We start from the raw sequence: 20,863 nt of genomic DNA, 5'->3' as shown, positions 1-20,863 counted from the left end.
CTTTCCGAAAGTTGGCACCGGCCGGCGCCCCTGCAACGCCGGACCGCGCGGGCGCGCGATCGTTCAGCATGTGGGATGATCGGCGCTGCGAATCGCGGGGAGGAAAGCGGGAATGGCGGCGGATCTCGATCTGTCCGGGAAAGTGGCCCTGGTGACGGGGGCGGCCAGCGGCATCGGCCTTGCGGCGGCGCAAATTCTCGCCCGGCAGGGCGCCCAGGTGGTGCTGTCCGATCGCGACGGCGCGGCGGCCGAGGTGGCGGCGCAGGCGCTGAGGGCGCAGGGCGCGCGCGCCTCCAGCCAGGCCTTCGACGTGACCGACGAGGCGGCGGTGACGGAGGGCGTGGATGGTGTCCTTTCCGCTTATGGCCGCGTGGACATTCTCGTCAACAATGCCGGCCTCTCCATCCGCAAGGGCATTGCCGAACTGGCGCTGGCGGACTGGGAGAAGGTGTTTGCGGTGAATGTCACCGGCGCCTTCCTCACCACCCGCGCCGTGGTGCCGGCCATGCGGGCGCAGGGCACGGGCGCCATCGTCAACATCGCTTCCATCATGGGGCTGTCGGGGGGCGGGCCCTATCCCAACCCGGCCTATCAGGCCAGCAAGGGCGCCATCGTGAACCTCACCCGCGCGCTGGCGGTGGAGCTGGCCCCGGCGGGCATAAGGGTGAATGCCGTGGCCCCCACCTGGGTGCGCACCCCCTTCATCGCGCCGCTGATGAACGATGCCGGGCAACTCGCCCGGATCGAGGCGCTGATGCCCATGGGCCGCATCGCCGAGCCGGAGGAGGTGGCCGATGCGGTGCTGTTCCTGGCAAGCCCCATGGCGTCCATGATCACCGGCCACATCCTGCCGGTGGATGGCGGCTTTCTTTGCCAGTGAGTCGGCCAGTGAGTTGGCCAGTGAGGCGGCCCGGCGCAGGGCCGGGCCAACGCTCGCGCCAGCCGAAAGGCCGGCTCAGAGGCTCACGTAGATGAACTTCTCGCCCTGCAGCGCCGGATAATTGGCGCGCAGCGCCGTGGCGATCTTGCCCACCAGGGTCTTGTCGCCTGCCGCCGAGGGGCCGACGAAGTCCGTGCCGGACATCCAGGTCTCGAAGAAGCAGTGCAGGTTCTCGTCATAGTCCGCGCCGGTGGGGTTGGCGGTCTTGTCGGCGAGGGTGGCGACACCCTCCTTCGTCACTTCCAGCCGCCAGTCGCGGTCATCCACCACCGAGCCGATGAGCTTGGCGAGGTCGGCGTCGGTCCAGTCGCCGTTGATGTCGAGAGCCATGTCGCATTCCCTACCCGAAAAGGTGTCCCGAGGCAGGAGAAGCAAAAGCCGATCCATGCGCGGCGGGGCGGCGCTTCGGAGCCCCTGAAGGGGAGCAGGGGGGAGGCGAAGACAGAAACGGCCGCTGGCGCGGCCGAACCCTGAACCCGCTCTGCGCCTGTCCAGCCAGTGAGGCGGGACCCTAACATTCGTCGGGCAAGCCCAGGGAGAGCGGCGCCGGGACCTGTCCCGGCAACCGATGCCCGAGTGGCGGACGGCTCAGCGGCGCTCCGGCCGGGTGTCGGCCTTCACGGCTTCGTCGTGATACCAGCTGGAACCGATGACCGCGTGGGTGGCACCCATGGCCGCGATCTCGGCCGCCCATTTCGCCTCTTTGGAAGGCATGCCGCCATTCGCGCCATTCTTCGTCGGGAAGGGGTAGATTTTCGCCGTCTCGCGCTTCTGCATCACAGTCATCATTCAAGCTCCGGTCGATGAGCCTCCTGGGCACCATCCATTGATTCAATCTTAGCAGAGTTTTGGATCTTCATATACATAAATTGCCTAAAAAATTAGTATGATGCCTAAATTATAGGCGTAGATAATTTAAAGACAGATATACGATTTGTTTGCGCGCATGGTGCATGGCATCCGTGCGTCTATCGCAGTGCAGCGAGGGTGCTCCGTATCCATCGCCTGTGGCGCGCATTTGTTCCCCACGATCAGCGGCGGTGGCGCTTGGGCTGCGGGATATTCCAGCTTTGCCCGAATCGTGGGCGAGCCGCCCAAGCGTAAGGCCCAATCCCGATGCAGAACTAAGCATGCAGCGCCTGAACAGGGCGCTGCGCGCCCTTGTGTGGCGGTTGCATGAACACTGGCACGCGGCTTGCTAGAGAAACGGCGGCTCAAACGGTCAGTGGATCCTTCGCGGCCGGACGCTCAGTCACGAGTTCCAAGATCTCACGTCATCGGCTTATGAGAGACTGCAATGCCAAAGTTTAAACTCGAGTATATCTGGCTGGACGGCTACACCCCGACCCCGAATCTGCGTGGCAAGACGCAGGTCAAGGAATACGACGTGTTCCCGACCCTCGAGGAACTGCCGCTGTGGGGCTTCGATGGCAGCTCCACCCAGCAGGCCGAAGGCCGCAGCTCGGACTGCGTGCTCAAGCCCGTGGCGGTTTATCCCGATCCGGCCCGCACCGACGGCGCCCTGGTCATGTGCGAAGTCATGATGCCCGATGGCGTCACGCCGCACCCGACCAACAAGCGCGCCACCATCCTGGACGATGCCGGCGCCTGGTTCGGCTTCGAGCAGGAATACTTCTTCTACAAGGACGGCCGCCCGCTCGGCTTCCCGGAGAACGGCTTCCCGGCTCCGCAGGGTCCGTACTACACCGGCGTCGGCTACAAGAATGTCGGCAACATCGCCCGCCAGATCGTCGAGGAGCACCTCGACCTCTGCCTCGCGGCCGGCATCAACCACGAAGGCATCAACGCGGAAGTCGCGAAGGGCCAGTGGGAATTCCAGATCTTCGGCAAGGGCTCCAAGAAGGCGGCCGACGAAGTCTGGATGGCGCGCTACCTGCTGCTCCGTCTCACCGAGAAGTACGGCGTGGACATCGAGTTCCACTGCAAGCCGCTCGGCGACACCGACTGGAACGGCTCGGGCATGCATGCCAATTTCTCCACCACCTATCTGCGCGAAGTGGGCGGCAAGGCCTATTTCGAGGCGCTGATGGCGGCCTTCGATGCCAACATCGAGGAGCACATCGCGGTGTACGGCCCGGACAACCACATGCGCCTCACCGGCAAGCATGAGACCGCGCCGTGGAACAAGTTCTCGTATGGCGTGGCCGACCGCGGCGCGTCCATCCGGGTGCCCCACTCCTTCGTCAAGAACGACTACAAGGGCTATCTTGAGGATCGCCGCCCCAATTCCATGGGCGACCCCTACCAGATCGCCTCGCAGATCCTGAAGACCATCGCGTCGGTTCCCACCGACGTCTCGGTTGCCGCCTGATCTTGAAAGCCACGGCGCGTCCTGCGCGCCGTGGCACCCTTCAGGGCGCGTTCAGATGATATCGCGCCGGCGCCTTCGCAGGTCGCCCGCCACCGGATTGCCATCGGCTTCCCCAGCCATTGACATGGGCGCCGTTTTTCCCGCCTGACCGGGCCGCTCACTTTGCTAAGATCACGGATAGATTCGCCGTTCGGGCTCCAGCGGCCTCACCGGCGAAACCGGATCGAGGGATTGTGATCCATGCCTGCCGATTGGAATGCCCGCCAGTATCTGAAGTTCGAGGACGAGCGCACCCGCCCGTCCCGCGATCTGCTGGCGCAAGTCCCCCTTGCGGATGCCGCCTTCGTGGTGGATCTCGGCTGCGGCCCCGGCAATTCCACCCAGCTTCTGGCGGAGCGCTTCCCCGGCGCCGAGGTGCTGGGGCTCGATACCTCGCCGGACATGCTGGATGCCGCCCGCGCCCGACTGCCGTCGGCCCGCTTCGAGACCGGCGACGCCTCCACCTTCACGCTCGACAAGCCGGCGAACCTCATCTTCGCCAATGCGGTGCTGCAATGGGTGCCCGACCATGCGGTGCTGTTGCCGCGGCTGGTGTCGCTTTTGGCGCCCGGCGGCGTGCTGGCGGTGCAGATGCCGGACAATCTGGACGAGCCGTCCCATGTGGCCATGCGGGAAACCGCCATGTCCGGGCCGTGGGCGGACAAGCTTTCCGACGCCACCCGCGCCCGCGCGGTGCTGCCGGAGCCCGGCGGCTATTACAATATGCTGGCGCCCCACGCCGCGCGCGTGGACATCTGGCACACCATCTACAACCACCCCCTGGACGGGGTTTCGGCCATCGTCGAGTGGCTGAAAGGCACCGGCCTGCGCCCCTTCCTCGATCCGCTGGAGGGCGACGAACGCGCGCAGTTCGTGGAGGACTACGCGGCGCGCCTCGCCGATTGCTATCGGCCGCGGGTGGATGGCAAGGTGTTGCTGGCCTTCCCGCGCCTGTTCATGGTTGTGGTGAAGTCATGAAAAAGGCCGGTGCGCTGAACGCATCGGCCTTCAGAATAAAGGTGAGCGGCTCCGCGGTAAGAAGTCGCCGCCGGATCACCAGCTGGGCAGCACCGAGCCCTTGAAGGTCTCGAGGATGAAGGCGCGGGTCTCGGGGGACTGGTAGGTCTCCACCAGGGTCTTCACCCAGGGCTTGTCCTTGTCCTCGGCCCGCACCGCGATGATGTTCACGTAAGGCCCCTTGGGCTCCTCGCGCAGGATGGGGTCCTTCACCGGGTCTAGGCCGGCTTCCTTGGCATAATTGGTGTTGATGCCGGCCGCCGCGAGGTCCGGAAGCGAGCGCGGCAGCTGGGCTGCGTCGATCTCCACGAACTTGAGCTTCTTGGGGTTGTCGATCACGTCCACCACCGAGGCCTTCACCCCGATGCCGTCCGTCAGCTTGATGATGCCCTTGTCGGCCAAAAGCAGCAGGACGCGCCCGCCGTTGGTGGGATCGTTCGGAATACCGATCGATGCGCCGGCGGGAATCTGGTCGAAGCTCTTGTACTTCGTCGAATAGACGCCGATGGGAAAATTCACCGTCAGGCCCACGGGCACGATCTTGTAGCCGCGGTCCTTGATCTGGTTGTCGAGGTAGGGCTGGTGCTGGAACGCGTTCGCCTCCAGGTCGCCGCCGGCCAGCGCGGCGTTGGGCACCACATAGTCGGAAAACTCGATCACCTTGATATCAAGGCCTTTTTTCGCCGCCTCGGCCTTCACCTTCTCCAGGATCTGGGCGTGGGGGCCGGGGGTGACGCCGACCTTGATGGTCTCGGCGGACGCCGCGGTGAAAAGGCCGGCGGCAAGCGCGAGGGCGAGCGCGCCGGCTGTCGCGAGGGCTTTCATGGAAGTCTCCGTTGAGAAGTCGAACGTGGAGGTGGTGGAGAAGTTCAGGAGCGGCTGCGCTTGTCGAGGCGGCGGGCGATGAGGTCGCCCAGGGTCTGCACCCCCTGCACCAGCAGGATGAGCACGATGACCACCGCCGCCATCACCTCCGGCATGAAGCGCTGGTAGCCGAAGCGGATGCCGAGGTCGCCCAGCCCGCCGCCGCCCACCGCGCCCACCATGGCCGAGTAGCCGAGCAGCGATACCGCCGCCAGCGTCAGGGCGAGCGTGATGGCCGGCAGCGCCTCCGGCAGCAGCACCTTGGCGACGATCTGGAGGGGGCTGGCGCCCATGGCCCGGGCGGCTTCCACAAGCCCTTGATCCACCTCGCGGATCGCCGCCTCGATGAGGCGGGCGATGAAGGGCGCGGCGGCCACCGTCAGCGGCACGATGGCCGCATTGGTGCCGATGGAGGTGCCCGCCACCAGCCGGGTGAAGGGGATGATGGCCACCACCAGGATGATGAAGGGGGTGGAGCGCGCCGCATTCACCACCAGTCCCAGCACGTGGTTGGCGAGGGGGGCGGCAAACAGCTCGCCCTTGCGGCTGGTGGCGAGGAAGACCCCCAGCGGCAGCCCCGCGAGGGTCCCCAGCAGGCCGGAAACCGCAACCATGTAAAGGGTTTGCTGGGTGGCATCGAAGATCAGGTCGATGATGGCGGGCGGCAGCAGGCCGAAGCTGAGATCAAACATAGCCGAGCACCTCCGCCGACAGATGAAGCCGTTCCACCGTATTGACCACCGCCGAGACGGTGGCGGCGTCGCCGGGCACCGAGACGATGATGACGCCGAAGGGGGCGCCGGCAATCTCGTCCACCTGCGCCTGGATGATGTTCACATCCACCGACAGCAGCCGCGACACCCGCGACAGCACGGGATCTGAGGCATGGGTGCCGGTGAAGACGATGCGCAGCACCGCGTCGCGGCCTTGTCCCGGCTCGGCTTTCAGGCGGTTGGCCAGCTCCGGCGGCAGGCTCTGGCCGGTGAGGGCGGAGAGGAAGGAGCGGGTGGTGGCGTGCCGGGGCGCGGCGAAGACGGAGTAGGTGGCGCCTTCCTCCACGATGCGCCCGCCGTCGATCACCGCCACCCGGTCGGCCACCGCCTTGATCACCGCCATCTCGTGGGTGATCAGCAGCACGGTGAGGTTGAGCTCGGCATTCACCTTGCGCAGCAAAGCGAGGATCTGGTTGGTGGTCTCGGGGTCGAGGGCCGAGGTGGCCTCGTCGGAGAGCAGCACGCGGGGGCGGGTGGCCAGCGCCCGGGCGATGCCCACGCGCTGCTTCTGCCCGCCGGACAGCTCGGCCGGATAGCGGTTGCGCTTGTCGGAAAGGCCCACCAGCTCCAGTAAGGGCTCCACGCGGGCCTTGATCTCGCGGCCGGGCACGCCGGCAATCTCCAGCGGCAGGGCCACGTTGTCGAAGGCGGTGCGCCGCGCCAACAGGTTGAAATGCTGGAAGATCATGCCGATGGAGCGGCGCTCGGCGCGCAGCGCCTTCTCGTCCAGGGCGCCGATGTCCACCCCGTCCACCGTGACGCGGCCGGAGGTGGGCCGCTCCAGCCCGTTGACGAGGCGGATGAGGGTGGACTTGCCCGCGCCCGACCGGCCGATGACGCCGAGGATGGCGCCTTCCGGCACGTCCAGCGTGATGTCGGAGAGGGCGGCGACCTGCGCACTGGCGCCCCGCGCGGCATAGATCTTCGCCGCTCTCTCGAAGCGGATGATGGGGCGCGCGGCCGCCCAAGTGGGGGAGGGCGAGGCGGGGGAGGGCGAGGGGGTCTGCACTTGATCCGCCGATAGGATGAGTGGGGCGTTCACGGGAGGCTCCGGGCTTGCCGCCTGTTCGCTAGACCGGTCCCTTTATCCTGCCATGCAAGCCGGTGGAAGGGGCGCGCGAATGAAGGCGAGCGTCACGCTACGGGGACGACGAGGCAACCGCGGGGTCGCACAAGCTTCAATAAGCTCAGCATTCCGGCGGGTTCCGGCTGGTTTCAGCAACACATCATCATGGCGACGCCCGTCCGTGCTGGGGCAATGTTCCCTTTTTATATCGTTCTCTTTACCGAACGCGTCAAGTCACGAATTAACCCAATCAACTTAGTTTTGATTGCGCGTTCCGCCAAGGTCCCGATGCAACAGGCGCCGTTCCAGCCGGGCCAGGGCACGGGTGAAGACGGCGGCGTCGTCCAGCGCACGGGCCAGCACCAGCGCGCCCTGGATGGCGAGCACCGCATCCTCGGCCTCTTCGCCCGCCACTGCGGCCGGGTGGCCGATCCGCATCAGGGCGCCGGCCAGCGCCTCCCGCCAGCGGGCGAAATAGCCGAGCACAGCTTCGGAGAAGCGGTCGCGCACCTCGCCCAGGGCGAACACGCCCACGAGGCACACCCGCCGGCCGGAGCGGAAATAGGCGTCGGTGCGGGCCAGCATGTCGCGGATGGCGGCAGCGCCGTCCTCCCCGGTTCGCAGCGGCGCGAACACGTTGGTCTCGAACCAGAGGTCGATCTCGGCGAGCACGGCGGCCGCCATCTCCTCCTTCCCGCCGGGGAAGAAGTGATAGAGGCTGCCCTTGCCCAGCCCGGTGCGGGCGGTGATGTGGGCGAGGCTCGCCCCCTCGAAGCCATGCTCGCGGAACACCTCGCCCAACAGGGGCAGGATGTCCGCGCGCTCGCTCACCGTCCGTGCCATGGCGGCCTCCTGTCCCTGCAACTCATACCCTGAAACTCACATGCCCAGCTCCGTGAGGCCGGGATGGTCGGCCGGGCGCGGACCCAGCGGCCACAGGAAGCGGCGCTCGCTCTCGCGGATGGCGACATCGTTGATGGAGGCCTCGCGCCGGCGCATCAGCCCGTTCTCGTCGAACTCCCACTGCTCGTTGCCGTAGGAGCGGAACCAGGCGCCATCGGCATCGTGCCACTCGTACTGGAAGCGCACGGCGATGCGGTTGTCGTTCAGGCCCCAGAGCTCCTTGATGAGCCGATAGTCCTGCTCCTTCTGCCACTTGGCGGTCAGGAAGGCGACGATGGCGGGACGGCCGACGAGGAAGTCGGAGCGGTTCCGCCAGCGACTGTCGGGGGTGTAGGCGAGGGAGACCCGCTCGGGATCGCGGCTGTTCCAGGCGTCTTCCGCAAGGCGGGCCTTCTGGGCGGCGCTCTCCACGGTGAAGGGCGGCAGGGGTGGGCGCTGGCTCATGGTCGTCTCCTGTACCAATCAGTCAATAATGTACTGAATGGTACATAAACAGACACGAGTCAAGCGGGGCGGGATCTCTCCCGCCCCGCTTGACTTCATGTGTCTCGGGTCACTCCGCGGCGTGGGGCAGGCCGGGCCGTGCGTGAGGCGGGGCGGTTCCCGCGTGGGGGTCGCCCGGCTCGTCCTTGCCGCCGATGAAGCGGCCGAAGATGCGCCCGAGGATGTGGCTCAGATCGTCCATCACCGAGAACACTGCGGGCACGAACACCAGCGACAGCACCGTCGAGGTGATGAGGCCGCCGATCACCGCGATGGCCATGGGGGCACGGAAGGCGCCGCCTTCGCCCAGCGCCATGGCCGAGGGTATCATCCCCGCCACCATGGCGATGGTGGTCATGACGATGGGCTGCGCCCGCTTGCGGCCCGCCTCGATGAGGGCGGTGGTGCGGTCGATGCCCTGGTGCATGGCCTCGATGGCGAAGTCCACCAGCAGGATGGCGTTCTTGGTCACGATCCCCATGAGCATCAGGAAGCCGATGATCACCGGCATGGACACCGAATTGCCGGTGATGAGCAGGGCGATGAAGGCGCCGCCCACGCTCAGCGGCAGCGACACCAGGATGGTGATGGGCTGGAGCAGATCGTGGAACAGCAGCACCAGCACCGCCAGCACCAGCATGAGGCCGGCGGCCATGGCCATGGCGAAGCCGGTGTTCACCTCCTCCATGATCTCGGCGTCGCCCGCTTCCCTCAGGGTCACGCCGGCGGGCAGGCTTTGCGCCGTGGGCAGGGCCTTCACCCGGGCGAGGGCGTCGCCCAGCGGGGTCTCGCCCACCAGGTCGGCCTCCACCGCGATGCGCCGGGCGCGGTCGTAGCGGTCGAGCGCGGTGGGGCCCTTGCCGAAGCGCACGTCCGCCACGGCGGAGAGCGGCACCGCGCCGCCGGCGGCGGTGGGCACCTTCAATGCGTCGAAGGTGGCAAGGCTGGTGCGGGCCTTTTCATCCAGCTGCACGCGGATGTCGATCTGCCGGTCCTTGGCCGAGAACTTGGCGAGGTTGGCGGAGATGTCGCCGATGGTGGCGATGCGCACGGTCTCGGCGATGGTGTCCACCGAGACGCCCAGCTCCGCCGCCTCGTCGAGTTTGGGCACGATGCGGATCTCCGGCCGGTCCAGCGCCGCCGAGGAGACCACGTTGGCCAGTTCCGGCACGTGGGCGCGGATGTCCTTTTCGAGCGCGACGCCCGCGTCCTCCACCGCCGCCCCGTCATTGCCGGAGAGTACCACCTGGAAGCCGCGCTGGGTGTTCTGCCCGTTCTGGCTCCAGGAGAAGCGCGCGTCGGGAATGGCGGCCAGCGTTCGCGAGAATGCGGTCTCGAACGACTTCTGGTCCATGTCCCGCTCGGCGCGCGGCTTCAAATTGATGACGATCTGCGCCTTGCGCACCTCGCCGGCGGTGAGCGAGAGGCCGCCGGAGCCGCCGGAGCCGGCGGTGGCGTAGACGCTTTGCACCTCCGGGAGCTTGAGCAAGGTTCGGGTAATGTCGTCGGACACCTTCTGGGTCTCGGCCAGCGTGGTGCCCGGCGGCAGCTCCACCGAGAGCAGGGCGCGGGAAATGTCGTTGGTGGGCAGGAAGCCGGACGGCAGCAGCGTGGACAGGAAGATGCTGCCGATGAAGATGGCGATGCCCATTCCGATGGTGGCGAAGCGGTGCCGCACCGACCACGACAACAGGCGCACATAGCCGCGCATCACCGGCCCGTCGCCGGCCTCCCGGTGGCCGGTATCGCGCAGGAAATAGGCCGCCACCAGCGGGGTGATGAGCCGCGCCACCGCCAGCGAGAACAGCACAGCGATGGCCACTGTCAGGCCGAACTGCTTGAAATACTGCCCGGCGATGCCGCCCATGAACGACACCGGCGCGAACACGGCGGCGATGGTGAGCGTGGTCGCCACCACCGCGAGGCCGATCTCGTCCGCCGCCTCGATGGCCGCGCGATAGGGCGATTTCCCCATGCGCATGTGGCGCACGATGTTCTCGATCTCTACGATGGCGTCGTCCACCAGGATGCCGGTGACCAGCGTGATGGCAAGCAGGCTCACCGCGTTCAGCGAGAAGCCCAGCATGTCCATGACCCAGAAGGTGGGCAGGATGGAGAGCGGGATGGCCAGCGCCGTGATCAGGGTTGCCCGCACGTCGCGCAGGAACAGGAACACCACGATCACCGCGAGGATGGCGCCCTCGATCAGCGTGTGCATGGCGGAGCGGTAGTCCGACTTGGTGAAGCGGACCGTGGTGTCGATCTCGGTGACGGTGATGCCGGGATGGGCGGCCTTGAGCTTTTCGAGGTCCTCGTTCACCCGGTCGTAGACGGTGACGTCGGAGAAGCCCTTGGCGCGGTAGACGCCGAAGGCCACCACGCTCTTGCCGTCGAGGCGGGCGAAGACGCGCTGCTCGGCGGCGCCGTCGACCACCTGGCCGAGGTCGCCGAGGCGCACGAAGCGCCCGTTGGAGAGCACGATGCGGGTTTCGGCGAGGCCTTCCATGGTGGTGGCGCCGGCCAGCGTGCGGATGGACTGCTCCTGCGTGCCCACCTCGCCGCGCCCGCCGGACACGTCGAGATTGGTGGCGCGCAGTTGCCGGCTCACCTCGGCGGCGGTGATGCCCAGCGCCATCAGCCGGTCGGGGTCGAGGGCGATGCGGATCTCCCGGTCGACGCCGCCCTGCCGCTTCACCTGCGCCACGCCGCGCACGCCCTGCAGCGCGCGGGCGATGGTGTCGTCCACGAACCAGGAGAGTTCCTCGGTGGTCATGTTGGGGGAGGACACCGCATAGGTGACGATGGGCAGTCCCTCGATGTCCACCCGCTGCACCTGCGGCTCGTCGATGGAGCGCGGCAGGTCCTGGCGGATCTTGGTGACGGCGTCGCGGGTGTCGTTCACCGCGCGGTCCACCAGCGTTTCCAGGTGGAACTCCACCGTGGTGATGCTGGCGCCCTCCGAGATGGAGGAGGTGATGTGCTTGACCCCGGAGACGCCGGCGATGGCGTTCTCCACCTTCTTGGTCACCTGGGTTTCCAACTCGCTCGGCGCGGCGCCGGACTGGGTGACCGTAACCATGACGATGGGCACGTCGATGTTCGGCATCTGCGTCACCGGCAGGCCGCGGAAGTGCACGATGCCCAGCACCACCAGGATGAAGAAGAAGACGAGGGAGGGGATCGGCTTGCGGATCGCCCAGGCAGAGACGTTGAGGGCCATCAGCGTGCCTCGCCCAAGGAGAGCGGCTGGGTGACCGGCGTCACCCGGTCGCCGTCGCGCAGGAAGCTGCCGGCCCGCGCCACCACGGCGTCGTCGCCGGAAAGCCCGCTTGCCACCAGGATGCGCCCGCTCTTCTTGAGGCCGGGCACGATGCGGCGCACGCCGACGATGCCGTCGGTGACCGTGAGCACATAGGCCCCGTCCGCATCGAACATGACGGCGGACTGGGGCACGGTGAGCCCCTTCACCTCGCCGAGCGTGATGATGGAACGACCGTAGGCGCCGGATTTCAGGCGCGGATCGGCGGGTAGGGCGATCTTCACCGTGCCGAGCCGCGACGCCCGGTCCACCTCGGCGGAAACAAGGCGCACCTTGCCGTCCAGCGGCGCATCGAAGCCGGCGGGCTGCACCTGCGCGAGGAGGCCGTCCCGCATGCGCGGCATGGCGCTCTCGGGCACGTCGGCCTGCAGGTCCATGGCGCCGTCCTCGGCGATGCGGAACAGGGGCGAGGAGCGGGTGGACAGGGCGATGGCGCCGAGCCGGGCCTCCCGCGACAGGATGAGGCCGGCGGCGGGGGCGCGCACGTCGGTGCGCTTCATCTTCACGTCCAGTTCGTCGCGTTGGGCCTTCACGAACACGGCTTCCGCCTCGGCGGCGATCAGGGTCTCGCGGGCGGCCGCCACCTGGGCGGTGGCCACCTTCGCGGCGCGCTCGCGCTCGTCCAGCTGCTCCTGGGAGGAGGTGCCGGTCTTGCGCAGCTGCCGGGTGCGTTCCACCGCGGAGGTGGCCTCGGTTTCCTGCGCGATGGCCTGGTCGAGGGCGGCGCGCTGCTGGGCGATGGCGGCGCGGGCCTTGGCGGCGGAGGCGGTGTTCTGGGCCAGCTGGGTCTCCAGCACCTCGCGGGAGAGGCGGGCCAGAACCTGGCCCTTCTCCACCTTGTCGCCGGCCTCCACCAGGATCTCCATGAGGCGGTAGCCCTCGATCTCCGGCCCCACCTCGATTTCCTCGCGCGGCCTCAGGGTGCCGGTGACGAGGAGGGTGTCGGTCATGGTGTCGGGCTTCGGCTTCACCACCGTCACCGAAAGGGCGGGCGGCGCCTTGGGCATCGGGCTTTCGGCGGCCTTGGCCGGCTCCGCCGCCAGAACCCCGCCGCCCGGCGCCGCGGCGCAGGCGAGGAGAACGGCCGCCGCCAGCGCGGCACGGGTCGCAGGACGGACAGTCGCGGACATGATGAAGGACGCCTTTTTCCGGATCGGGGCGGGACCGTGGGGCGAGACCACGGCATTAACGTGACGGGAGGCGGGTACGGTGCCGCTTGCGGGGGGCTGTGGCATGGAGGTCACGCCTGAGCTTGGGTCTGGGGCGCCAGCATGCGCTTGATCAGCTGGGCGAAGGCCGGCAGCCGCTCGGCAAGCTTCCACTCGGGATGCAGCTGGTGGTGGAGCAGCACCCCGTCGCCGACGATCTGGAGCAGCAGCAAAACCGTGTCGAGGTCCAGCGTCGGGTCGATCTCGCCCTGCTCCACCGCATTGACGAGGGCCGCCCGCAGCTGCACGCGGCTTTCTTCCTCATGGGGCTCCACCGCGGCGCGCAGGTCCGCGTTGCGGATGGCCTCAGCCATGACCTCGGGGCCGAGCCGCGCCGAGGCAAGGCAGCCGTCCTCCATCATCAAGGCCATGCAGTCGGTGAGGGCGGCAAGCACGGACGGCGCCTTGGAAGCGGCGTCGAAGAAGGCGAGCCGCTCCGCCCGCTCCCCCTCCACGATGGCGGCGATGAGGGATTCCTTGGAGGGGAAATAGCGATAGAGCGCGCCGGGGCTCATGCCCGCCTCGGCGCAGATCTTCTGCATGGAGGCGCCGTGGAAGCCGTCGCGGGAGAAGCAGGCCACGGCCGCGGCGAGAATGCGCTGGCGCTGCCCGGTGCGATGGTCCGCCCGGGTCGCGGGGGCGGGCTTGGTTGGCGCGGTGGTCGAGGTCATGGCCGGCGGCTCCGCCCGGCGGCGAAAGCGCGAGCATGCGAGAGCGAATGTTCGCTCACAATAACATGTTGCGGTGCATCAAGCAAGAGTGAACGTTCGTTCGCACTTCTGACCCGAGGCGCCCCCCGCGGTTCCACCTAGAGCGTTTTCGAGCGAAGGGGATACCGGTTCGCGTAAAGAAAATGCGTAAACTCAATAATATAGAGCATTTCCACGTTTCAATGAAACGGGGAAATGCTCTATGGGCGCGCTGCGGCGGAGAGCCCGCTGAACGTCACCCTGTCTGGGGCCGCGGGCCCGACTTCGTCCTGCGTCCCCTTGAGCCGCTGCGGCCGGCGCATTACCTCTCGCTTGGTTCGAACCGGGACGGTGCCATGCTTGCGGCTGCATTCGACGCCTTTCGCCAGACCTTCTCGCCGCTGCTGCGCGGCCTGCTGCTGAAGTCCATGGCGCTGGCGGCGCTGCTGCTGGCGGGCCTCGCCATCGGCCTGGAGGCGGCGCTCGCCCATTTCGTGCACGTGCCGTCCTATCCCTGGGTGGAAACCACACTGGCCATCATCGCCGGCTTCGGCCTCGTCTTCGGCATCATCTATCTGATGCCGGCGGTGTCCTCGCTGGTGGCGGGCCTATTTCTCGACGACGTGGCCGAGCGGGTGGAACAGGCGAGCTATCCCACGGATCCGGCGGGCCGCCCCCAGCCGGTGCTGCGCTCGCTATTTTATTCCCTGCGCTTCTTCGGCGTGGTGCTGGCGGTGAACCTTGCGGCCCTGCTGCTGCTGCTGGTGCCGGGGGTGAACATCATCATCTTCTACGTGGCCAACGCCTATCTCATCAGCCGGGAATATTTCGAGCTGGCGGCCATGCGCTATCGCACGCCGGAGGAGGCGCGCCGGCTGCGGCAGGCCCATGGGGTGCAGGTGTTCGTGGCCGGGCTGCTGATCGCGCCGATCCTGTTCGTGCCCATCCTCAACCTCATCCTGCCGGTGTTCGGCACCGCCTTCATGGTGCATTTCCACCGCCGCATTGCACCGCTGCCGCTGCTGCGCGACCGGGAGGGCGCGCTGGTGATCGAGGGGCGAGCGCTGTAGATTTTTCGTGACGCGTTTTCTTCACGCGAACCGGTATCCACTTCGCTCGAAAACGCTTCAGAGCCCCGCCGCCTTCAGCGCGTCGGACTGGCGCGCGGCCACCTCTTCGGCCGAGAAGTCGCCCATGGCGGCCTCGAACAGGCGGTGGAAATTCAGCTCCGCCTTCAGGTGCAGGAAAACGGCGCCGAGGCCAATGGCGGCGCGGTCCATGAACACGAACTCGCGCGGCACCGTCACCGGCCCCAGTTCCTTCAGGGCCTTGTGCACCGTGAACGCCTCCTTGCGCCCGTAGTGTCCCGGCGCCACGCCGTCGGCGATGGAGCGGACCCGGTCGTCCATGAGCGGGCCGTAGATGAACCGCGCCCAGATGTTGAGCACGTCGATCAGCTCGCGCTTCAGCCCCTTGAAGCCCCAGGTCTCGTAGGCGTGCACCACGCGGGCCTCGTCGCCGGCCATGAGGCCGCGATAGAGGTCCACCACCCCGGCCACGAAGCGCGGCGGGAAGATGCGCACGCAGCCGTAGTCCAGCAGGTTGATGCCGGCCGGCCGCCCCCCTTCCGAGAACACCGTGTAATTGCCCAGGTGCGGGTCGCCGTGGATCACGCCGAAGCGGCTGAAGGGCAGCCACCAGGCGGCGAACATGGCCTCGGCGAGGGCGTTGCGCTCCGCCAGCGGATGGCCGGTGAAGGTGAGGATCTTCTCGCCCTCCAGCCATTGCAGCGTCAGCAGGCGCCCGGTGGACAGGTCGTCGCGCACGCGGGGCACGCGCACCCGCGGTTCGTCCGCGAGCATGAGGGCATAGAGGGCGGCGTGGCGGGCCTCGCGGCGATAATCCAGCTCCTCGCGCACCCGCTCGCCGATCTCGGTGGCGATCTCGCGGGTGTCGATGGCGCCATCCATGCGGCGCTGGATGGAGAACAGGATGTCGAGCTGGGAGAGGTCCGCCTCCACCGCCGCCTGCATGTCCGGATACTGGAGCTTGCAGGCGACTTCCTCCCCGTCCAGCGTCAGCGCCTTGTGCACCTGGCCGAGGGAGGCGGCGGCGGCGGGCTGGTGGGTGAAGGACGCGAATCGCGTCTCCCAGTCGCGTCCCAGCTCGGCCATCATGCGCCGGCGCACGAAGGCCCAGCCCATGGGCGGGGCATCGCTCTGCAGCTTCTGCAGCTCGGCGGCATATTCGGGGGGCAGCGCATCGGGGATGGTGGCCATGAGCTGCGCCACCTTCATCAGCGGCCCCTTGAGCCCACCGAGCGCGGCGGTGAGGGCCGCGGCATTGGAGCTGTCGCGGTCGAGGCCCATGAGGCGGGTGCCGGCGATGCGCGCCGCCACGCCCCCCACATTGGCGCCGACGCGGGCATAGCGCGCGGCGCGGGCGGAAAAGCGGTTGCGTTCGTCGTCGGCGATCTTGTCGGACATGCGCCCCGGCTCGCTGGTTCCGCCGGGTTCTACGCTCAGGCGGCCCGGCCGGATCGATGGGTGAGGGCGAGCAGGATGAAGGGCAAAAGCGGCGTCAGCACGTCTGTGGTGAGGATCGGCCCGGCATGGCCTGCGGCAAAGGTGCCGGTCGTGACGATCTCCACCAGGTGGGCGACCGCCGCCCCGCCGAGCAAGCCGGCTCCGCCAGCGGGACGGGGCCGGCGGCTTCCGCCGTCCGGCCACGGGGCTTCCGCCCCGGCGAATGGCCCTCACCCCGGCCGTCCTCGCGCGTTCTCCCGCGCGCGGGAGCGTGCTGGGGAGAGGGGGCCACGCCGTTCAAGCCCGGCCCCGCTTCAGCCGTGCATGAGCGCGGAGACGTGGGCGGCGGCCGAGGAGGCGAGGCCTTCCAGGTCGTAGCCGCCTTCCAGCACCGAGACGACGCGGCCGGCGCACTTCTCGTCGGCGATGTCCATCAGCCGGCGGGTGACCCAGCCGAAGTCGGTGTCCACGAGGCGCAGGGAGGCGAGGGGATCGCGGATATGGGCATCGAAGCCGGCCGAGATCAGGATCAGGTCCGGCGAGAAGGCGGAGATGCGCGGCAGGATGCGCGTCTCCATGGCCTCCTTGAACACCGCCCCGTCGTCGCCCGAGCGCAGCGGGGCGTTGACGATGGTATTCGCGTCCCCGGTCTCGTTCACGGCGCCGGTGCCGGGATAGAGCGGCATTTCGTGGGTGGAGCAGTAGAGCACGCTGTCGTCGGCCCAGAAGATGTCCTGGGTACCGTTACCGTGGTGCACGTCGAAATCGACGATGGCGACGCGGCTCAGGCCGTATTTGGCCTGGGCGTGGCGGGCGGCGATGGCCACCTGGTTGAGCAGGCAGAAGCCCATGGGCTTGCGCGTCTCGCAATGGTGGCCCGGCGGGCGCATGGCGACGAAGGCGTTGTGCACCTTGCCGTCCAGCACCTCGTCCACCGCATAGCAGGCGCCGCCCACCGCGCGCAGGGCCGCTTCCCAGCTGCCGGGGGACAGCACCGTGTCCGAATCGATGCGCACCAGCCCGTCCTTCGGCGAGGCCTCGCCCAGCGCATCCACGAAATCGGCCGGATGGACGCGGATGATGTCCTCGCGCGCGCCGAGGGGGGCGAGGTCGCGGATGAGGTGGGAGAACTTCTCCTGCTCGAAGATACGATCGAGGGCCCGCAACCGGTCCGCGCGCTCCGGATGTCCGGGCGGGGTCACATGGTTGAGGCCGGCAGGATGGGTAACGAGTAGCGTGTGCATGTGCCTTGGCGTCTCCCTGGGCCGTGCATCTTGGCCGTGGCTTGGGTTCCGGCATGTCTGCCGTGTTGTTCTTGACATACCATATTCCAGCGCGCCGGGGAGGATGTTGCGCCGGATCAAGAAGCGCTTCCGACCAAAGGCGCGGGTCGCCCCTGCGCGCGGATCGCCCCTGCGTGCGGCTCAGCCTTCCGCCCGCTGGGGCCGGGCCATCAGCGCCTCGATGGCGCCGTCGATGGACAGGCGGCCCTGCAGCACCCCGTCCACCGCCGCGCTCACCGGCACGTCCACGCTCTTGGCGCGCGCCATCTCCACCAGCACGGCGGCGGTGAAGGCGCCTTCCGCCAGCTTGTCGCCGGTGGCCGTGCCGGCCCCCAAAGCCTGGCCGAAGGCGAAGTTGCGCGATTGCGGGCCGGAGGTGGTGAGGATGAGGTCGCCGAGGCCCGACAGGCCGGTGATGGTTTCCGCCTTCGCCCCATAGGCGCGGCCGAAGCGCATCAGCTCGGCGAAGCCCCGCGCCACCAGCGCCGCCGCAGCGCTCGCCCCGAGCCGGCGGCCGGAGACGATGCCGGCGGCGATGGCCAGCACATTCTTGGTGGCGCCGCCGATCTCCGCCCCGCGCACATCGGTGGAATGGTAGAGCCGCAGCGTCGAGGAGCCGAGCGCCGCGGCGAGGTCCGCCGCCAACTGCGCGTCGTGGGCGGCGAGGGTGACGGCCGTGGGCAGGCCGGCGGCCACATCGGTGGCGAAGCTGGGACCGGAGAGCACCGCCGGGCGCGCGCCGGGCATGGCCTCGCCGATCACCTCGCTCATGAAGGCGCGGGTGCCGCGCTCGATGCCCTTGGCGCAGGAGATCACCGGCAGGCCGTCGCGGGCCAGCGGGGCCAGCCGCAACAGCGCCGCGCGGCAGGCCTGGGCCGGCACCACCAGCAGCAAGGCGTCGGTTAAGGCCACGGCGGCAAGGTCGGAGGTGGGGGTGACGGCAGGATCAAGGGCGATGCCGGGCAGGTCCGGCCGGTTCTCGCGCAGCTGCGCCATCTCGGCCATGGCGGCGGCATCGCGGCCCCACAGCACCACCTCATGGCCCATCTGGCGGCCCGCACGGGCGGCGGCATTGGCGAGCGCGGTGCCCCACGCGCCCGCACCCATGACGCCGATGCGTCCGTAAGCAACAGCCATTGCGCGTCAGGCCCGGGCGTTGGCGGAGGCGGCGGCCACCGGGTCCAGCGGCCAGCGGGCGCGGGGGCTGAAATCGAACCGGTCGCGCAGGCCGCGCGACAGCCGCTCGGCCCCGGCCCAGGCGATCATGGCACCATTGTCGGTGCACAGCTCCGGCGCCGGCAGGGCGAAGCGGGTGTTCAGCTCGGCGGCCACCTTGACCAGGGTCTCGCGGATCATGCCGTTGGCGGCGACCCCGCCCGCCACCACCAGCGCGGTGGGGCCGCGGCCCAGCCGGTCGCGGAAGGCGCGGGCGCCGGCGCGCACCCGGTCGGCGATCAGGTCCACCACCGCCGCCTGGAAGCTGGCGCACAGATCCGCCACGTCGTCGTCGGAGAGGGGGGCGATGCGGTCCGCCTCCAGCCGCACGGCGGTCTTGAGGCCCGAGAGGGAGAAGTCGGGCTCGCGCCGGCCCATCATGGGGCGGGGGAAGGCGAAGCGGCCGGCATAGCCGAGCTTGGCCTGCGCCTCCACCTGCGGCCCGCCGGGATAGGGCAGGCTCAGCATCTTCGCCACCTTGTCGAAGGCCTCGCCCACCGCATCGTCCAGCGTGGTGCCGAGGCGGGTGTAGCGGCCCACATCCTCCACCGCCAGCAGCTGGGTGTGGCCGCCGGAAACGAGCAGCAGCAGATAGGGGAAGGCGACGCCATCGGTGAGACGGGCAGTCAGCGCGTGGGCTTCCAGGTGGTTCACCGCCACCAGCGGCTTCTTCGCCGCCAGCGCGATGGCCTTGGCGGTGGTGAGGCCGACGATGACCCCGCCGATGAGCCCCGGCCCCGCCGCCGCGGCGATACCGGACAGCTCGGAATAATCGGCCTTGGCCTGGCGCATGGCCTCGGCGATGACGTGGTCGAGGATCTCCACATGGGCGCGCGCCGCGATCTCCGGCACCACGCCGCCATAGGGCGAGTGGATCTCCACCTGCGAGCGGATCACGTTGGAGCGGATGTCGGACGCCCCCGAAGGCGAGCGCGCCACCACCGCCGCCGATGTCTCGTCGCAGGTGGTCTCGATGCCGAGCACCAGAAGATCGGCCACGCCCTCACCCTCCCAGATCCGTTCTTCTGCGGTATCCTGATATGGCGCTGCTGCGCCCGAACGCCGCTCTATCCCATTTTGATTCCGTCGCGCATTGTACGCCGCCATGACCGAGAATACGAAATCCGTTTACCATTCCGTCCACCCCCGCTTGCGCATCGGCACCCGTGGCAGCCCGCTGGCCTTGTGGCAGGCCCATGCGGTGCGCGCCGCGCTCGCGGCCGCGCTGGGGGTGGAAGAGGAGGCCATCGCCGTGGAGGTCATCAAGACCTCCGGCGACCAGATCCAGGACCGGGCGCTGTCCGAGGCGGGGGGCAAGGGCCTCTTCACCAAGGAGATCGAGGAGGCGTTGCTGGACGGCCGCGTGGACCTCGCCGTGCATTCCGCCAAGGACGTGGCGACGGTGCTGCCCGATGGCCTGCACCTGGCCGGCTACCTGCCGCGCGCGGACGTGCGCGATGCTCTCATTCTGAAGACCGGCGCGGCGCTGGCCGACCTGCCGGCGGGCGCCAAGGTGGGCACCGCCTCGCTGCGGCGGGAAGCGCAATTGCGCCGCATCCGGCCGGACCTGAAGGTGGAGCTGCTGCGCGGCAACGTCCACACCCGCCTCGCCAAGGTGAAGGACGGCGATTTCGACGCCACCCTGCTGGCGTTGGCCGGCCTCACCCGCCTCGGCATGGCACAGGCGGCGAGCTGCGTGCTGCCCACCGATGATTTCCTGCCGGCCGTGGGGCAGGGGGCGGTGGCCATCGAGTGCCGCATCGCCGATCCCGATACCAACGCCGCCATCGCCGCCATCGCCTGCCGCGACACCGGCATCGCGCTTGCGGCCGAGCGGGCGTTCCTCGCGGCGCTGGACGGCTCCTGCCGCACCCCCATCGCCGGCCTCGCCACGGTGGAGGGGGACAACGTGCGCCTGCACGGTCTCGTCCTCTCGCCGGACGGCACGGACGCGGCCGAGATCGTGGAACGGGCCCCCATCGCCGACGCGGCCCGCCTGGGCGCGGCCTGCGGCGCCAGCCTGCGCACCAGCGCGCCGGCCCGGGCGCTGGGGCTTTAGGACGAGGGCGCGTAGATACCTTCGGTGTTCGGAGGTGAAACGGGTTGGTTGGGCAGGGACCAGCGTAGAACCCTCTCCCGCTTGCGGGGGAGGGCAGGGTGGGGGCAGGCGGCATCCGCCGTCTCGCCGCCGGGCTATCCCCAGCACC

The 20,863-nt window shown here is 68.7% G+C and carries 19 protein-coding genes and 1 pseudogene; 5 read left to right on the top strand and 15 right to left on the bottom strand.

Annotated elements, in window-relative coordinates; translation table 11 throughout:
* The first annotated feature begins 112 nt into the window (after positions 1–112).
* Entirely contained in the window at positions 113–880 is a 768-nt protein-coding gene (locus V5F48_RS10525) for an SDR family NAD(P)-dependent oxidoreductase (protein WP_394258661.1), read from the top strand.
* 75 nt (positions 881–955) lie between these two features.
* Here the strand turns inward: V5F48_RS10525 and V5F48_RS10520 are convergent, their stop codons facing one another.
* Both V5F48_RS10520 and V5F48_RS10515 read right to left on the bottom strand, forming a co-directional pair.
* A complete protein-coding gene (locus V5F48_RS10520) occupies positions 956–1,270 on the bottom strand; it encodes a hypothetical protein (protein WP_394258660.1) in 315 nt (104 codons plus the stop codon).
* A gap of 258 nt (positions 1,271–1,528) precedes the next feature.
* Entirely contained in the window at positions 1,529–1,717 is a 189-nt protein-coding gene (locus V5F48_RS10515) for a DUF2735 domain-containing protein (protein WP_394109105.1), read from the bottom strand.
* 520 nt (positions 1,718–2,237) lie between these two features.
* On the opposite strand from V5F48_RS10515, the gene V5F48_RS10510 reads away from it, so the two are divergent.
* Positions 2,238–3,272, top strand: coding sequence for a glutamine synthetase beta-grasp domain-containing protein (locus tag V5F48_RS10510; protein ID WP_394258659.1), 1,035 nt, complete (start codon positions 2,238–2,240; stop codon positions 3,270–3,272).
* A gap of 240 nt (positions 3,273–3,512) precedes the next feature.
* Complete coding sequence (gene tam, locus V5F48_RS10505; RefSeq protein ID WP_394258658.1) at positions 3,513–4,289, top strand: trans-aconitate 2-methyltransferase; 777 nt, start codon at positions 3,513–3,515, stop codon at positions 4,287–4,289.
* A 75-nt stretch (positions 4,290–4,364) separates the two neighbouring features.
* On the opposite strand, the gene V5F48_RS10500 is transcribed toward tam, so the two are convergent.
* The 8 genes from V5F48_RS10500 to V5F48_RS10465 all read right to left on the bottom strand — a co-directional run bounded on the left by V5F48_RS10500 (position 4,365) and on the right by V5F48_RS10465 (position 13,615).
* Positions 4,365–5,153, bottom strand: coding sequence for a MetQ/NlpA family ABC transporter substrate-binding protein (locus V5F48_RS10500; protein ID WP_394258657.1), 789 nt, complete (start codon positions 5,151–5,153; stop codon positions 4,365–4,367).
* A 44-nt stretch (positions 5,154–5,197) separates the two neighbouring features.
* Positions 5,198–5,884 carry a methionine ABC transporter permease gene (locus tag V5F48_RS10495; RefSeq protein ID WP_394258656.1) on the bottom strand — a complete coding sequence of 229 codons (687 nt, stop codon included), beginning with the start codon at positions 5,882–5,884 and terminating at the stop codon, positions 5,198–5,200.
* On the bottom strand, positions 5,877–7,007 hold the full coding sequence (locus V5F48_RS10490) for a methionine ABC transporter ATP-binding protein (RefSeq protein WP_394258655.1): 1,131 nt from the start codon (positions 7,005–7,007) through the stop codon (positions 5,877–5,879). Before V5F48_RS10490 ends, V5F48_RS10495 begins: the two co-directional genes overlap by 8 nt.
* Before the next feature lie 279 nt (positions 7,008–7,286).
* Positions 7,287–7,874 carry a TetR/AcrR family transcriptional regulator gene (locus V5F48_RS10485; protein ID WP_394258654.1) on the bottom strand — a complete coding sequence of 196 codons (588 nt, stop codon included), beginning with the start codon at positions 7,872–7,874 and terminating at the stop codon, positions 7,287–7,289.
* A 36-nt stretch (positions 7,875–7,910) separates the two neighbouring features.
* Positions 7,911–8,378 carry a nuclear transport factor 2 family protein gene (locus V5F48_RS10480; protein WP_394258653.1) on the bottom strand — a complete coding sequence of 156 codons (468 nt, stop codon included), beginning with the start codon at positions 8,376–8,378 and terminating at the stop codon, positions 7,911–7,913.
* Positions 8,379–8,487: 109 nt separating this feature from the next.
* The gene (locus V5F48_RS10475) at positions 8,488–11,637 is read right to left on the bottom strand and encodes an efflux RND transporter permease subunit (RefSeq protein WP_394258652.1); all 3,150 of its coding nucleotides are present in this window, start codon (positions 11,635–11,637) and stop codon (positions 8,488–8,490) included.
* Positions 11,637–12,866, bottom strand: coding sequence for an efflux RND transporter periplasmic adaptor subunit (locus V5F48_RS10470; protein ID WP_394258651.1), 1,230 nt, complete (start codon positions 12,864–12,866; stop codon positions 11,637–11,639). The genes V5F48_RS10475 and V5F48_RS10470 overlap by 1 nt, the downstream gene beginning before the upstream one ends.
* Before the next feature lie 110 nt (positions 12,867–12,976).
* The gene (locus tag V5F48_RS10465) at positions 12,977–13,615 is read right to left on the bottom strand and encodes a TetR/AcrR family transcriptional regulator (RefSeq protein ID WP_394258650.1); all 639 of its coding nucleotides are present in this window, start codon (positions 13,613–13,615) and stop codon (positions 12,977–12,979) included.
* A gap of 374 nt (positions 13,616–13,989) precedes the next feature.
* Between V5F48_RS10465 and V5F48_RS10460 the strand changes: the two genes are divergently transcribed.
* Positions 13,990–14,703, top strand: a complete 714-nt coding sequence (locus V5F48_RS10460; protein WP_394258649.1) for a sulfate transporter family protein — start codon at positions 13,990–13,992, stop codon at positions 14,701–14,703.
* A 57-nt stretch (positions 14,704–14,760) separates the two neighbouring features.
* Here the strand turns inward: V5F48_RS10460 and V5F48_RS10455 are convergent, their stop codons facing one another.
* The 5 genes and pseudogenes from V5F48_RS10455 to tsaD all read right to left on the bottom strand — a co-directional run bounded on the left by V5F48_RS10455 (position 14,761) and on the right by tsaD (position 19,655).
* Positions 14,761–16,119 carry an ABC1 kinase family protein gene (locus V5F48_RS10455; protein WP_394258648.1) on the bottom strand — a complete coding sequence of 453 codons (1,359 nt, stop codon included), beginning with the start codon at positions 16,117–16,119 and terminating at the stop codon, positions 14,761–14,763.
* Positions 16,120–16,154: 35 nt separating this feature from the next.
* Positions 16,155–16,316: pseudogene (locus tag V5F48_RS10450) on the bottom strand (DUF6790 family protein); the annotation flags it as partial.
* Between the two features lie 156 nt (positions 16,317–16,472).
* Positions 16,473–17,402 carry a histone deacetylase family protein gene (locus V5F48_RS10445; RefSeq protein ID WP_394258647.1) on the bottom strand — a complete coding sequence of 310 codons (930 nt, stop codon included), beginning with the start codon at positions 17,400–17,402 and terminating at the stop codon, positions 16,473–16,475.
* 180 nt (positions 17,403–17,582) lie between these two features.
* Positions 17,583–18,578, bottom strand: coding sequence for an NAD(P)H-dependent glycerol-3-phosphate dehydrogenase (locus V5F48_RS10440; protein ID WP_394258646.1), 996 nt, complete (start codon positions 18,576–18,578; stop codon positions 17,583–17,585).
* 6 nt (positions 18,579–18,584) lie between these two features.
* Complete coding sequence (tsaD, locus tag V5F48_RS10435; protein WP_394258645.1) at positions 18,585–19,655, bottom strand: tRNA (adenosine(37)-N6)-threonylcarbamoyltransferase complex transferase subunit TsaD; 1,071 nt, start codon at positions 19,653–19,655, stop codon at positions 18,585–18,587.
* Positions 19,656–19,761: 106 nt separating this feature from the next.
* On the opposite strand from tsaD, the gene hemC reads away from it, so the two are divergent.
* Positions 19,762–20,715 (top strand): hydroxymethylbilane synthase, encoded by a 954-nt coding sequence (hemC, locus tag V5F48_RS10430; RefSeq protein WP_394258644.1) that lies wholly within the window; start codon positions 19,762–19,764, stop codon positions 20,713–20,715.
* Positions 20,716–20,863: the final 148 nt, after the last annotated feature.

The organism is Xanthobacter autotrophicus ATCC 700552 (assembly GCF_043194565.1).
Classification (GTDB): domain Bacteria; phylum Pseudomonadota; class Alphaproteobacteria; order Rhizobiales; family Xanthobacteraceae; genus Xanthobacter; species Xanthobacter autotrophicus_F.
The sequence above is the reverse complement of the archived record's forward strand: the minus strand, read 5'-3'. Positions and strand labels throughout refer to the sequence as shown.